The sequence below is a fragment of the Cellulomonas sp. P5_C6 genome, from assembly GCF_054049635.1.
This window is the reverse complement of sequence record NZ_JBFULZ010000111.1, coordinates 1-13,352: the sequence shown is the minus strand read 5'-3', so window position 1 is coordinate 13,352 and position 13,352 is coordinate 1. Positions and strand designations below refer to the sequence as shown.

Here is a 13,352-nt window from a genome sequence, read left to right as displayed (position 1 = left end):
CGCGTGGGCCGGGACGCGCCGGAGCCACCGACGACGGTCAGGCGCGGCGGGGCCTTCGGAGCGGCCGCCCGGGGCGCCGAGCCCGCGGCGGACGTCGAGCCGGACGTCGTGGTCCGCGACGCCCCCGTCGTCACCGACCCGCCGCCCGCGGTGCCGAACCCCGAGTACTCGCGGGCAGCCGTGAGCCGGCCGGAGAGCACCTCGTGCGCGACCTCCGGGTCGGCCAGGGCGGCGGTCAGCGTGGCGTCGAGCTCCTGCGTGACGGCGTCGCCGATCTTCTGGCCGGTCGGCTGGGCCAGGCGCCGGGCGCGCGCGACCAAGGAGCGGACCAGCTGGCGGCGCTGCGTCGACAGCTCGCGCAGCGCGGGGCCGTCGAGCGACTTCTCCGCCTCGCGCAGCCCCTCGCCCAGGGCGACGATCTGGCCCGCGAGCGCGGCGTCGTCGCGGACCAGCAGGTTGACCAGCCAGGCCGAGACCGTGGGCTTGCGCAGCGCGCCGATCGCCGCGGCCAGGTCCTTGTCGCCGCCGGCCTTCGCGGCCTTCGCCGCGGCCGTCCGGTTCGGGATGAACTCGGCGGGGCTTCCCGCGTAGAGCTCGTCGGCGACCTCGTCGAGCTCACTCATCGTGCGGTCGCGGAGTCTCGAGCTCGAAGCGGACCTTGCGCTCGCGGACCGACGCCTCGACCAGCCGCACGCGGACGTCCTCGCCGAGCGGCAGTCCGGCACCCTCGATGCGTCCGCGCACCGCGGGGTCCCGCAGCTGCACGACGCCGGCGTCACGATCCGCGCGGACGTCGACGATCGCACCGTCGAAGACCTCCCCCACGCGTCCGGTCAGCAGGGCCGCCTCCACCAGGTCGATGCAGCCGCGCTCGAACTCCGCGGCGTGCTTGTCCCCGCTGGCCATCAGGCCGGGCAGCTCGGGCAGGGCGTCCCGCACCCACGCGGGTACGGGGGTGCCGGCGCTCAGGGCCAGGCACGTCTCGCCGACGAACCGGTCGACCAGCCGTCGCAGCGGCGCGGTCGTGTGGGCGTACGGGGCGGCGATCGCGGCGTGCATGGTGAACGCGGGCAGCTCGCCGTCGAACGCCACGTACGCGGCACCGCGCAGCAGCGAGGTCGCGTCGGTCAGCAGCGCCGCGTGGGCGGGATTGGCGGCGTCGAGGTCGCGGATGACGTCGGCCGGGGTGGCGCCGTCGGGCCAGGGGACGCCGAGGGCGTGGGCCGAGAGGCGCAGGCGCTCGACGTCGCGCGGGTCGGCGTCGGGCAGGGTGCGCAGGATCCCCACGCGACCGTCCAGCATCAGCCGCGCGGCGCACATGCCGGTGAGCAGCGAGATCTGCGCGTTCCACTCCTCGACCGGCAGGGTCGCCCGGCTGCCGAGTGTCCAGACCCCGTCGGCTCCCTGCTCGACCACCTGCTCCGGGGTGGGCAGCGTGATCCCGCCGCGGGCGCGCTCGGCGGCCTCCCGCAGCAGCCCCACCTCCCGCAGCAGCTGCAGCGGCTCGTCCGCCGAGCCGTCGTCCAGGGCCGCCTGCACCCCCGTGTACGTCAGCTGCTCGCGGCTGCGTACAGAGGCGCGGACGACGGTCGTGGCGACGGGCGCGCCGGCCGCGTCGAGGTCGATCGTCCACAGCAGCGCCGGCGCGACCTGGCCCGGCAGCAGGCTGGCCGCGCCCTCGGACAGGCTCGGCGGGTGCAGCGGGGTCCGGCCGTCGGGGGCGTACAGGGTCTCGACGCGCTCGCGCGCCTCGTCGTCGATCGCGCCGCCCGGGCGTACCCACGCGGCCACGTCGGCGATCGCGTACCGCACGCGGAAGCCGTCGCCCAGGCGGGCGATGTGGACGGCCTGGTCCAGGTCCTTCGAGCCCTCGGGGTCGATGGTGACGAAGGGGACCTCGGTGGCATCGACCGCCCCGGGGGCCGCCGGCCCGCTGCGCACGACGTCCGCCGCCTCCGCGAGCACGTCGGGCGGGAAGTCGGCCGGGACGCCCAGCTCGCGCCGCAGGTCGTCGAGACCCCGCCGGACGAGGACGTCGACGGCCTGCCCCTGCGCCTCCTGCGGCGGGCGGGCGTGCAGCTGGACGTGACGTCGGGGCACGCCGCGAGCCTAGGCGGGCGACGTCGCCGACGCCCACCAGAAAGCGCTGCGCGGGGAGCGCCACGTCCTCGCGCGCCACCCCACGATCGCAGGCCGGGAGAAGGCCGCGCGGGTCGGTCGCACCCGCTCCGGGTCTCGCCGCGCTCGTCGGCGCGCGCACCGGACGACGCGTCCCGGCACCGGCGTGCGAGGTATGGGAGCGCTGTCACCGTTGGACCGCAAATGTCGGTTTTTCACCCGGCGGACGGTGCGTGTGACATGCGCCACATTTGTGCTCAGTATTCGTGACTGCCGTCACAGCGCCATTCCGGGCAATTCAGACGAAGAATTCGTCGAACCTCCTGGTCAACCGACCAGGAGGGCTCTCTCATGAAGCTCACAGGCTGCTCACAGGCCCCAGATCCGCAGGATCACGCGCTTCAAGCCCCGCTCGGAACGTCCGATAGAGCCGCTAATACTTGCTGTTCGCCCGGATGCCCGATGCGTCGTGTCGGAGCATTTGCGCGTTCTTTGACCCGATCTCTGGAGCCAAAACATGTTCTCTCTGTCCCGACCCCTCGTGGTCCTCTCCGCGCTCGCCGTCGGCATCGTCGCCACGGTCGCCGCGCCGACGATCGCTTCGGCCGCAACCACCACGACGGGCACCACGTGCGCCGCCGCCGAGGCGAACCAGCTCGTCGAGGGCGGTTCCCTCACGGCCGGCAAGAGCCTCGTGTCGGCCAACGGCACGTACAAGCTCACCCTCGCCACCGACGGCTCGCTGACGCTGGCCAACGCCTCCACGGGCGGTCGGCGCTGGGTGCAGCAGGGCGGCACGGGCGCGCACCTCGACCTGCGGGCGGGCGGCAAGCTCGTCCTGGTCGCCAAGGACGGGACCACCAAGTGGGCCAACTCGGTCGCCGCGACCTGCCCGGTGGTCTTCGTCCACGACAGCGGGTACGTCGTCTCGAGCCACGGCACCGTCGTCGACTGGAACGCCCCCACCAGCTCCACGCCGCTGACGGTCCCCTCGACCGCGGTCACGGCGCCGGTCCCGACCACGCCGACCCCGACCACCCCGCCGACCACCCCGGCCCCGACGACCCCGGCGCGCGACGTCTCGCAGCTGCCGTTCTCGTCGACCTCGCCGTGGAACACGTCCATCGGCTCGGGCGCCAAGTTCGAGGCCGCCACCGGCCCGATCACCAGCAAGCTCGCGATGACGACCCCGACGCTGAACTCGTCGCGCTGGTCGATCGCCGTCTTCTACGCCACGACGAGCGACCCGATCGCCACCGTCACCAACCCGAACACGGGCGCGTCGATCCAGGTGCGCGTGCCGCGCAACACCGCACCGACGTACGGCACCGACAAGCACGTCGGCGTCATCCAGCCCGACGGCGTGACCGGCTACGAGTTCTACAAGATGACGAACGTCGGCACCGACAAGTGGACGTCGACGCGCATCGTGAAGACGGACCTGCGCACGGACGGCATGACGGACGGGGCGCGCGCCTCGGGCGTCTCCTTCTACGCCGGCCTGATCCGCACGCAGGAGCTCAAGAAGCTCTCGATCAAGCACACGCTCGCACTCGGCATCTCGGACGCCCAGCTGAAGTCGGGCGCCGTCTGGCCGGCCCGCACGCAGGACGCGAACGGCGCCACGGCGTACACCGGCACCATCCCCATGGGCACGCTGTTCGCCATCCCGAGCTCGGTGAACATCGACGCGATGAACCTGACGGCCGAGGGCAAGGCCCTGGGCCACGCCCTGCAGAACTACGGCGCGCACGTCCTGGTGCGCTCCTCCACGCAGTCCCTGTTCTGCGAGCACACCTGCGACGCCACGCAGGCCGCGAACGCGAACAAGGACTGGAAGGCGCTCTCGCCGCTGCTGCGGGCCGTCACCAACAACACGGCGACCAACGTCGCCGGTGGTGGCACCCGCCTCGTGGCCGCGCTGCCCACCGCGGGCTGACCTCTCGCACGCCCGACGGGCCCGCTCCCCTGGGGGGCGGGCCCGTCCGCGCGTGGTCAGCCGATCGTGATCCGCCCGCCGGTCGGGACGGGGTACGGCGAGGCCTGGCTGCTGTGGGCACCCAGGTAGGCGATCAGCACGTCCAGGTCGCTCTGGCCGACGAACACCTTCGTGCCGTTGCGGATCGCGGTGAAGCCGTCGCCGCCGCCGCCGAGGAACTCGTTCATCGCGACGCGGTACGTCCCCGCCGGGTTCACCGGCACGCCGTTGACCGCGACCGAGACCAACCGGTTCTCGTTGGCCGCGCCGGCGGCCCGGACGACCTCGCTGACGTTCGCGGAGACCTGCAGCACCTTCGGCGAGGTGTTCTGGCCCACCCACTGCTGGCCGAACATCGTGATGACGTCCGCGCCGGACATCGAGATCACGTTCATGATGTTGGTGAACGGCTGGACCGTGAACGCCTGGCTGTACGTCTGTGCGCACGGGCCCGTCCCGGGGGCGCAGACGAAGTCGGACCGGATCCCGCCGGGGTTCATGATCGCGAAGTCGGCGCCCCCGGTGTTGAGCGGGTCGTTCTTCAGGCCCTCCAGCTGCGCGTCGGCGATGAGGTCGCCGGCCGGCGACTCGCCCGATGCCGAGCAAGGCACGGCGGAGCAGCCGCGGCCGAGGATCGTGTTGGCGATGTAGCCGACGACCTTGTCGGCGATCGGGCCCAGGTAGCCCTTGTAGCTGGTGATGATGTTCGTCTCGGCCGGCGCCGGCGGGACGTCGCGGGTGACCGGCACGTTCGTCGCGACCACCGAGGGCCGCACGACGTCGTTGGTCCGCGGGTCGTACTTCAGCTCGATGTCGGTGTACAGCCGGCCGAACGACGAGCCGCTCGTGACCATCCGCGGCTGACCGTTCGGGTCGGGGATGTTGCACGAGTACGCGGTGTGCGTGTGGCCGGTGACGATGAGGTCGACCGCCGGGCTGATCTGCTGGGCGATCGGCACGATGTCGCCGGACAGGCCGAGGGCGCCGCCGGCGTTGCAGTCGTAGTTGTAGAAGCCGCTCGCCGGGATGCCGCCCTGGTGCAGCAGCACGACGATCGACTGCACGCCCTCGCGCTGCAGCTCCTTCGCGTACTTGTTGGCGGTGGACACCTCGTCGAGGAACGTGAGGCCCTGCACGCCGGCCGCCGTGACGATGTCCGGGGTGCCCTTGAGGGTCATGCCGATGAAGCCGATCTTGACCCCGTTGAGCTTCTTCACGACGTACGGCTTGAACAGGGTCTTGCCGGTCTTGGTGACCACCACGTTGGCGGACAGGAACGGGAAGTCGGCACCGGTGAACGATCCCGGGCCGGCGGGGCAGCTGTCGGCCGCGGGCGTGCCGTCGGGGTTGGTGCGGCACCCGCCGTCCTGCATCCGCTTGAGCTCGGTCGAGCCCTCGTCGAACTCGTGGTTGCCGACGCTGGTGACGTCGAGGTGCAACGCGTTCATGGCGTCGATCGTCGGCTCGTCGTGGAACGCGGCGGAGAGCAGCGGGCTGGCACCGATCAGGTCACCCGCGGCGATCGTCAGCGACCGGTCGTGCCCCTGGCGCGCCTGCTCCAGGTGCGTCGCGAGGTACTCGACGCCGCCGACCGTCTGCGGCAACGTCGAGCCGTCCGGCTGCAGCCGGGTGACCAGGCCCGACGACCCGCTCGGCGGCTCCAGGTTGCCGTGGAAGTCGTTGATGGCCAGCAGCTGGACGTCTTTGTACCTCTGTTGCCCGGGATCGTGCCCGGGCCCGTGTCCCGCGAACGCCGGCCCCGCCAGCAGTCCTGACGCCGCGACGAGCCCCGTCGCAGCAATCGTCGTTCCGAGTCGCACGGGCCACCGAGACATGGTTCCTCCGACGTCGTCGTCGAGCACGATCGAGCGGGTCGATGCTCCCACTCCGCGGGCCGCGTTGGGAATGGGGCGAAACCGGCGGACGGCGTGGGCCCGTACCCACGAGCAGGACGCCCAGCGAGCCGAATCCCCCGGGGTCTCCTAGCCTGCGGAGGTGCTTCAGCCGACGTTCCGCCACCGAGCCCTCCTGCCGGCCGTCGCCTTCGGCGTGGGCGTGTCCGCCCCGGTCTTCGTCCTCGCGTACCTGGTGCGAGCGGAGTCGCCGGGGCTGGTCCGGTTCGACGAGGAGACGATCGCCGCCGCGACCTCCTTCACCCGCGCGCACCCCGCGTTCTTCCGGGCGCTCGTGGTGTGGCAGGAGCTGCTTCAGCCCGTGTGGGTCAACCTCGCCGGCGCGCTGCTGTGCCTGTGGGTCTGGCGGCGGCACGGCCTGGCGACCCGTGCGCTGTGGGCTCTCGTCACGCTGATGTCGGCGTGGGTGGTGCAGATCGGCGCGAAGGGGATCGTGCAGCGGGCCCGCCCCGTGGTGGACGACGCCCTCGAGCACGCCCCCGGGTCGAGCTTTCCCTCCGGGCACGCGACGAACACGGCGGCCGCGGCCGTCACGCTCACGCTCCTCGTGTGGCCCTTGCTCGGACGGCGTGGCCGGGTCGTCGTCCCGGTCGTCGCCGCCACCGCCACCGTGATCACCGCCGCGGACCGCGTGCTCCTCGGCGTGCACCACCCGTCCGACGTCGTCGCCGGCATGCTGCTCGGCACCTCCATGGCCGGCGCCTCCTACCTCGGCTACCGGGGCTGGAGCCCGCGGCCCCCCACCGAAGGGATCTCATGACCCTCCTCGTCGGCGAGACGAAGAAGCCCAGCTCCGTCCGGACGTTCGTGCACCGCTACGAGCTCGACACGTCCACCCCCACGTTCGGCTCGGCGTGCCGCGATCTCGCCACGCGGGCCGCGCTCCCCGCCGCCCTGTGGTGGCTCGTCATGGTCGGGATCGGCCTCCTCATCGTGGGGCCGCTCCACGACCTGCCCGCCGAGACCGCGGTCGACAGGTGGTTCGAGGCCCGCCGCGCCGCCGGCCTGAACTCGCTCACGCTGGTGCTGTCGAACTTCGGCCAGACGCAGTACGCCGTCGCCGTGTGCGTCCTCGTCGTGGCGCTGTTCTGGTGGCGCACCAGGCAGTGGTGGCTGGCCGCCGTCCCGGCCATCGCGCTCGGGCTGCAGGCGATCCTCTTCTTCACCGCGTCGCTGCTGGTCGGCCGCGGGCGTCCCGACGTCGCGCTGTTGGACGACTCGCCCCCCACCACGGCGTTCCCGAGCGGCCACACCAGCGCCGCGACGGCGCTCTACGTGTCGCTCGCGCTGCTCTGCCAGCGGATCACCCGGCCGTGGCTGCGGTGGGGGCTGACGGCGATCTGCCTCCTCGTCCCGTTCGCCGTCGCGACGGCGCGCCTCTACCGCGGCATGCACCACCCCACGGACGTGCTCGTCGGCATGGCGAACGGCCTCGTGTGCGCGCTCCTCGCCTGGCGGTACCTGCGACGGGACGTGTGAGCACGGGCGGAGGGCGTGGGATTCGAACCCACGAGAACGGGGTTGTCCCGCTCCAACGGTTTTCAAGACCGTCTCTTTCGGCCGCTCAGACAGCCCTCCCGCGCGGGCCTCGCGGCTCGCAGCGGCACGAGTCTTCCACACCACTCTCGCGCGTTCTGGTCTAGACCAGTATGGTCGACCCTGTCACCGTCGACCCGTCCCTGGAGGCAGGCCATGCAGCGTTCCGTCGTCGTCGCTCTTCCCGAGGGGCTGCACGCCCGCCCGGCCGCGCAGTTCGTCGCCGCGGCCGGCAGGCTCCCCGCCAAGGTGACCATCGCGAAGTCCGGGGGCAACCCGGTCGCCACGGCGTCCATCCTCGCGATCATGACGCTCGGCGTGGGCGCGGGCGACGAGGTCGTCCTGGCGACGGCCGACGACGGCGCCGACGCGGAGGCCTCGATCGCGGCGCTCGAGCAGTTCCTCCAGCAGACCGCCTAGAGACCCAGCTCCTCGAGCACAGGCAGCCCGGCCCGTACAGCGGTCCGGGCCGCGTCGGCCGTCCGCTGCGCGAGCGCGAGCGCCGCCAGGGCGCGGCACTCCTCGAGCGTGACCGACGCGAGCACCGCGCCGACGTCCGGCAGGGCACGCGCGGTCATCGACAGCGACGACACCCCGAGCCCGACGAGCACCGGGGCGAGGACCGGGTCGGCCGCGGCCTCGCCGCACACGCCGACGGGCCGTGCACGGGCCGCACCGCCCGCGCACGCGACCTGGACGAGCGACAGCACGGCCGGCTGCCACGGGGTCGACAGGCGCGCGAGGCCCGCGAGCTCGCGGTCCGCCGCCATCGCGTACTGCGTGAGGTCGTTGGTGCCCAGGCTGGCGAAGCGGGCGCTCTCCAGGAGGTCGCCGGCCCGCAGCGCGGCGGCGGGGACCTCGATCATGACCCCCGACTGCGCGAGGCCGTGCGCGGCGCAGAGCTCGACGAAGGCGTCGGCCTCGTCGGCGGTCGCGACCATCGGCGCCATGACCCAGACGTCCGCGTCCGAGGCGGACGCCGCCCGGGCGATCGCGGCGAGCTGGTCGTCGAGGATGCCGGGGTGCGACCACGAGGTGCGCAGGCCGCGGACGCCGAGGGCCGGGTTGGGCTCGTCGTCGTCGGTCACGAAGGGCAGCGGCTTGTCCGCGCCCGCGTCGAGCGTGCGGATCACCACGCGCCGGCCGGGGAACGCCGCGAAGACCGACGCGTACGCCGCGACCTGCTCGGCGATGCCGGGAGGGGTCGTCCGGCCGAGGAAGCCGAACTCCGTGCGGAACAGCCCGACGCCCTCGGCGCCGGCCTCCGCCGCGGCGACCGCGCCGGCCGGGTCACCGACGTTCGCCAGGAGCGCGACGGGGTGGCCGTCCGCGGTGCTGCCCGGGCGGGCCAGGCGGGTGGGTCGCGGCCTGGCGTGCGACGCCCGGTCGACGGCGTCCTGCGACGGGTGCCGCACGACCTCGCCGGTCGACCCGTCGACCAGGACGGTCTCGCCGTCCGCGAGCTCGAGCGCACCGCCGACCGCGACGACGCACGGGATGCCGAGCGAGCGCGCCAGGATCGCCGTGTGGGCGGTCGGTCCGCCGCCGGCGGTGACGATCGCCAGCACGCTCGCCGGATCCAGCCGGGCGGTGTCGGCCGGGGCGAGGTCGCGCGCGACCAGCACGAACGGGTGGCCGGGGTCGGGGACGCCCGGGGGTCGCAGGCCCAGCAGCTCGGCCACGATCCGGTCCCGGACGTCCTGCACGTCGGTCGCCCGGTCGGCGAACATGCCGCCCAGCGCGCGCAGCTGCTCGGCGACCAGCTCGGCCGCGTCCCACACGGCTCGGGCCGGGGATGACCTGGTGTCGAGCACCCGCCGGCGTGCCTCGTCGGCCAGCGACGGGTCGGCCGCCATCGCCGCGGTGACCGCGAGGATGTCGGCGGCCTCACCGGTCGCCGTGTCGGCGGCGCGGGCCATGGCGTCCCGGACCCGCACCGACGCCTGGTCCACCGCGGTCGCCGCCGCCGTCAGGTCCGAGCCCGGGGCGAGCGGCTCGGGCGACGGCGCCGGAGGGGCGTCGGGCATGCGCGCCACGACTCCCGCCCGGCGGCCCGGACTGACCCCGAACCCCCTCAGGGTCAGCGCGGCGGCGACCGCGGTGGTCATCGTGCGTCGGCGGGGACGGGCCGCTCGGTCGACTGCGTCGGCACGTCGGCGGCGCCGGCCGGCGCCACGCCCTCGACCGTCGTCGCGCTGCCCGCGACCGCGTCGTCGTCGTCGTCCTCGCGGCCCGGCGTCCGCAGGTTCCAGCGCGTGATGACGAACCGGAACAGGAAGTAGTAGACGACCGCGTAGCCGAGCCCGACGAGGATCAGCAGCAGCGGCATCGTCGCGATCCGGAAGTTCAGCACGTAGTCGATCGCGCCGGCCGAGAACCCGAACCCGTCCTTGATGCCCAGGGCGTTGACCAGCGCCAGCGACGTCCCCGTGAGGATCGCGTGGATGACGTAGAGCGGGTACGCGACGTAGACGAACGCGAACTCGAGCGGCTCGGTGACCCCCGTGACGAACGAGACGAGCGCGGCCGAGCCCATGATGCCCGCGATGACCTTGCGGTTCTTCGCCTTCGAGGTGTGCACGATCGCCAGCGCCGCAGCGGGGAGCGCGAACATCATGATCGGGAAGAAGCCGGTCATGAACGTGCCCGCCGTCGGGTCGCCGATGAGGAACCGGTTGATGTCGCCGTGCGCCACCACGCCGTCCGCGTTGGTGTACGTGCCGAACTGGAACCACGGCAGCGAGTTGAGGATGTGGTGCAGGCCGAGCGGCACGAGCAGCCGGTTCAGCGTGCCGTAGACGAAGGCGCCGACGATCGTCGAGCCGGTGACCCAGTCGCCCACCGCGGTGAAGCCGGAGTTGAACGCGGGGTAGATGAGCGCGCCGGCGACGGCGACGAGCACCGAGACCCCGGCCGTGATGATCGGTACGAACCGGCGACCGCCGAAGAACGCGAGGTACGGGGGCAGCTTGATCCGGTAGTACTTCTGGAACAGCAGCGCCGTGACCAGGCCGATCACGATGCCGCCGAGCACGCCGTAGTTGATGAGATCCTGCGTCTCGCCCTCCCCCGCCTTCTCCAGGGTGTACGGCGAGAGGGCGTCGCTGACGCCCTTGAAGACGAGGTAGCCGATGACGGCCGCGAGGCCCGTCGAGCCGTCGGACTTGCGGGCGAAGCCGACCGCGACGCCCACCGCGAAGAGCAGCGGCAGGTTGGCGAACAGGGCGTTGCCGGCTGCCGCGAGCACGGCCGCGACGGGGACCATCCACGGCAGGTGGGCGCCGAGGCCGTCGGCGCCCAGCATGTCCGGCTGGCCGAGCCGCAGCAGCAGCGCCGCGGCCGGGAGGGAGGCGATGGGGAGCATGAGCGAGCGGCCGATGCGCTGCAGCTGCGCGAGGCCGGGGATGCCTCGCTTCTCAGCGGTGTCCGCGGTGACGGTGGTCATGGAGCACTCCTCGTTGGGTGTCGACGACGTGCCTGGGGGAATGTCTGGGGGTATCTGGTCTGGACCAGTTGCGAGCAGACTGGTCTAGACCTCATGATGTGTCAAGGGTCACGTCGCGACGTGTGGTCGTAGCGGTCGGCGCACCATCCGCCTCATCGAAGGAGTGGGTTCGCACGTGGACGACGAGTCGGAGCAGGGCGCCGCGCACAAGTACCTGACGGTGCGCGACCACCTCGCCACCCTCGTCGCGCAGGAGCTGCGGGTCGGGGACGCCATCCCCTCCGAGCGGCACCTCAGCCAGCAGTTCGGCCTCTCGCGGATGACCGTCCGGCAGGCCGTCGACACCCTGGTCACCGACGGCGTGCTGGTCCGCGAGCAGGGGCGTGGCACGTTCGTCGCCCCCCAGCGCATCGACTTCGAGATGCGGCTGACCACGTTCGGCGAGGAGATGCGCCGCCGCGGCATGGAGCCCGCGACCACCGTCCTCACCGCTCACGTGATCGCCGCGACCCCGGACGTCGCGACCGCGCTCGAGATCGAGCCGCGCGACAAGGTCCACTTCCTCTACCGCGTGCGCAGCGCCGACGGGACGCCCATCTGCATCGAGCAGGTGTGGGTCCCGGTCGCGCTCGCCCCGGGGCTGTTCGACGCCGGCCCGCCGCCGAGCATGTACGAGGCGCTGCGGCAGCGCGGGCTCGCCCCCGAGTGGGGCGAGGACACGCTGTCCGCCGACGAGGCCACCTCGACCGAGGCCTCGCTGCTCGGGCTCGGCGACTCCAACGCGGTGCTGCGGGCGGAGCGTCGGACCTACTCGGTCGACGCCGCGATCATGTTCTCGCGCGCCTGCTACCGGTCCGACCGCTACAGCGTGTGGGTGCCGCTGCGCGCACCCCGACCGGCCCTCGTCCCCCGGCGCCGCCCCGTGCGGGACGGCGACACCGTGCCCGACCAGACCGAAGCGACTGCAGGAGGACGGCGATGAAGCCCGAAGGCAGAGATCAGGCGGCGGCGATCCTCGCCGCGCTCGGAGGAGTCGACAACATCGACGAGATCGAACCGTGCACCACGCGGCTCCGGTCCCTGGTGCGCGACGCGGGACGGGTCGACGCGGCCGGGTTGCGGGCCGCGGGCGCGTTCGGGGTGATGATCTCCGGGCGCGTGGTGCAGGTGGTCGTCGGCCCGCACGTCGACCTCATCGCGACCGACCTCGACGAGCTGATGTGAGGAGCACGGACATGACGAAGGCGGAGCAGATCCTCGCGGCGCTGGGCGGGGACGCGAACATCCTCGACCTCGAGCCCTGCATCACGAGGCTGCGGGTCGAGGTGCAGAACCCCTCGCTCGTCGACGAGCCCAGGCTCAAGGCCGCCGGGGCGATCGCCGTGGTCCGTTCCGGCGTCGCCGTGCAGGTGATCGTCGGGCCCGAGGCCGACACCCTTGCCTCCGACATCGAGGACCTGCGCTGATGGCGGCCCTCACCGTCCTGGCGCCCGTCGCCGGCCAGGTGCTCGGGCTGCCCGAGGTGCCCGACCCGGTGTTCTCGGCCGAGCTGGTCGGGCCCGGCGTGGCCCTCGACCCGTCGCTCGGGGTGGCGTCCGAGGTGATCGCCCCGATCGCCGGGACCATCCTCAAGCTCCATCCGCACGCGTTCGTCGTCCAGCACGACGACGGGCGGGCCGTGCTGGTCCACCTCGGGATCGACACCGTCGAGCTGGGCGGCGCCGGGTTCACCCTGCACGCCGCCGAGGGTGCCATCGTCTCCGCCGGGCAGGTCGTCATCACCTGGGACCCGTCCTCCGTGGCGGCCGGGGGCCGTTCGCCCGTGTGCCCGGTGGTCGGCCTGGAGGCGCCGCCCGACGCGGTCACCCGGCTCGCCCGGCCCGGCGACACCGTCGCCGCCGGAGCACCGTTGCTGTCGTGGGCGTGACCCGGCTCGAGATCGCCGTCCAGGACGTCGCCGGGGCGGTCGTCTCCGCGGCGGCCGGCGCCGACCGGCTCGAGCTCTGCGCCGCGCTTGCCGCGACCGGTGGCCTGACCCCCTCGATCGGGCTGCTCGACGCCGTGCTCGCCGCGGTGCCGTCCCGGGTCGGCGTCCACGTGCTCGTGCGGCCGCGCGCGGGGTCGTTCGTCTACGCCGCCGACGAGCTCGACGTGCAGGTCAGGGACGTGCGGGCCGCCGTGGCTGCGGGGGCGGCCGGCGTGGTCGTCGGGGCGCTCACCCCCTCCGGCGCCGTGGACCTCCCGGCCGTCGCCCGGCTGGTGTCGGCCGCCGACGGGCTCGAGGTCACCTTCCACCGGGCCTTCGACACCCTCGAGGCGTGGGCGGCCGCCGTCGACGACCTCGTCTCGCTCGGCGTCGTCC

Annotated in this window: 13 protein-coding genes, 1 tRNA gene and 1 pseudogene; 9 read left to right on the top strand and 6 right to left on the bottom strand. The window is 73.2% G+C overall.

Features of this window, described 5'->3' with window-relative positions; all coding sequences use genetic code 11:
* Window positions 1-623: pseudogene (locus tag ACXJKG_RS13260) on the bottom strand (hypothetical protein); the annotation flags it as partial.
* On the bottom strand, window positions 616-2,100 hold the full coding sequence (locus ACXJKG_RS13255) for an RNB domain-containing ribonuclease (protein ID WP_456846222.1): 1,485 nt from the start codon (window positions 2,098-2,100) through the stop codon (window positions 616-618). The pseudogene ACXJKG_RS13260 and the gene ACXJKG_RS13255, both read right to left, overlap by 8 nt.
* Before the next feature lie 535 nt (window positions 2,101-2,635).
* Between ACXJKG_RS13255 and ACXJKG_RS13250 the strand changes: the two genes are divergently transcribed.
* Window positions 2,636-4,057: a hypothetical protein gene (locus ACXJKG_RS13250; protein ID WP_456846221.1), complete on the top strand. Its 1,422-nt coding sequence runs from the start codon at window positions 2,636-2,638 to the stop codon at window positions 4,055-4,057.
* 56 nt (window positions 4,058-4,113) lie between these two features.
* Here ACXJKG_RS13250 and ACXJKG_RS13245 read toward each other — a convergent pair whose 3' ends face one another.
* A complete protein-coding gene (locus tag ACXJKG_RS13245; protein WP_456846220.1) occupies window positions 4,114-5,916 on the bottom strand; it encodes a bifunctional metallophosphatase/5'-nucleotidase in 1,803 nt (600 codons plus the stop codon).
* A gap of 175 nt (window positions 5,917-6,091) precedes the next feature.
* Between ACXJKG_RS13245 and ACXJKG_RS13240 the strand changes: the two genes are divergently transcribed.
* Entirely contained in the window at window positions 6,092-6,769 is a 678-nt protein-coding gene (locus ACXJKG_RS13240; protein ID WP_456846219.1) for a phosphatase PAP2 family protein, read from the top strand.
* A complete protein-coding gene (locus tag ACXJKG_RS13235; protein ID WP_456846218.1) occupies window positions 6,766-7,488 on the top strand; it encodes a phosphatase PAP2 family protein in 723 nt (240 codons plus the stop codon). The genes ACXJKG_RS13240 and ACXJKG_RS13235 overlap by 4 nt, the downstream gene beginning before the upstream one ends.
* Before the next feature lie 7 nt (window positions 7,489-7,495).
* Here the strand turns inward: ACXJKG_RS13235 and ACXJKG_RS13230 are convergent.
* Window positions 7,496-7,587, bottom strand: a tRNA-Ser gene (locus tag ACXJKG_RS13230).
* Between the two features lie 114 nt (window positions 7,588-7,701).
* Here ACXJKG_RS13230 and ACXJKG_RS13225 point away from each other — a divergent pair.
* Complete coding sequence (locus tag ACXJKG_RS13225; RefSeq protein WP_456846217.1) at window positions 7,702-7,965, top strand: HPr family phosphocarrier protein; 264 nt, start codon at window positions 7,702-7,704, stop codon at window positions 7,963-7,965.
* Here the strand turns inward: ACXJKG_RS13225 and ptsP are convergent.
* Complete coding sequence (ptsP, locus tag ACXJKG_RS13220; protein WP_456846216.1) at window positions 7,962-9,653, bottom strand: phosphoenolpyruvate--protein phosphotransferase; 1,692 nt, start codon at window positions 9,651-9,653, stop codon at window positions 7,962-7,964. The two genes, ACXJKG_RS13225 and ptsP, sit on opposite strands and share 4 nt — an antisense overlap.
* Window positions 9,650-10,990 (bottom strand): PTS transporter subunit EIIC, encoded by a 1,341-nt coding sequence (locus ACXJKG_RS13215; protein ID WP_456846215.1) that lies wholly within the window; start codon window positions 10,988-10,990, stop codon window positions 9,650-9,652. Before ACXJKG_RS13215 ends, ptsP begins: the two co-directional genes overlap by 4 nt.
* 175 nt (window positions 10,991-11,165) lie before the next feature.
* Here ACXJKG_RS13215 and ACXJKG_RS13210 point away from each other — a divergent pair, with 175 nt between their 5' ends.
* From ACXJKG_RS13210 to ACXJKG_RS13190, 5 genes are all read left to right on the top strand, one after another.
* Window positions 11,166-11,972, top strand: a complete 807-nt coding sequence (locus ACXJKG_RS13210) for a GntR family transcriptional regulator (RefSeq protein WP_456846214.1) — start codon at window positions 11,166-11,168, stop codon at window positions 11,970-11,972.
* Window positions 11,969-12,214, top strand: a complete 246-nt coding sequence (locus tag ACXJKG_RS13205; protein ID WP_370502200.1) for a glucose PTS transporter subunit EIIB — start codon at window positions 11,969-11,971, stop codon at window positions 12,212-12,214. The genes ACXJKG_RS13210 and ACXJKG_RS13205 overlap by 4 nt, the downstream gene beginning before the upstream one ends.
* Before the next feature lie 11 nt (window positions 12,215-12,225).
* Window positions 12,226-12,456 (top strand): PTS transporter subunit EIIB, encoded by a 231-nt coding sequence (locus tag ACXJKG_RS13200; RefSeq protein WP_456846213.1) that lies wholly within the window; start codon window positions 12,226-12,228, stop codon window positions 12,454-12,456.
* The gene (locus ACXJKG_RS13195; protein ID WP_456846212.1) at window positions 12,456-12,917 is read left to right on the top strand and encodes a PTS sugar transporter subunit IIA; all 462 of its coding nucleotides are present in this window, start codon (window positions 12,456-12,458) and stop codon (window positions 12,915-12,917) included. Before ACXJKG_RS13200 ends, ACXJKG_RS13195 begins: the two co-directional genes overlap by 1 nt.
* Window positions 12,908-13,352 (top strand): copper homeostasis protein CutC (locus ACXJKG_RS13190; RefSeq protein WP_456846211.1); only part of this gene is annotated, 445 nt, incomplete at its 3' end. The genes ACXJKG_RS13195 and ACXJKG_RS13190, both read left to right, overlap by 10 nt.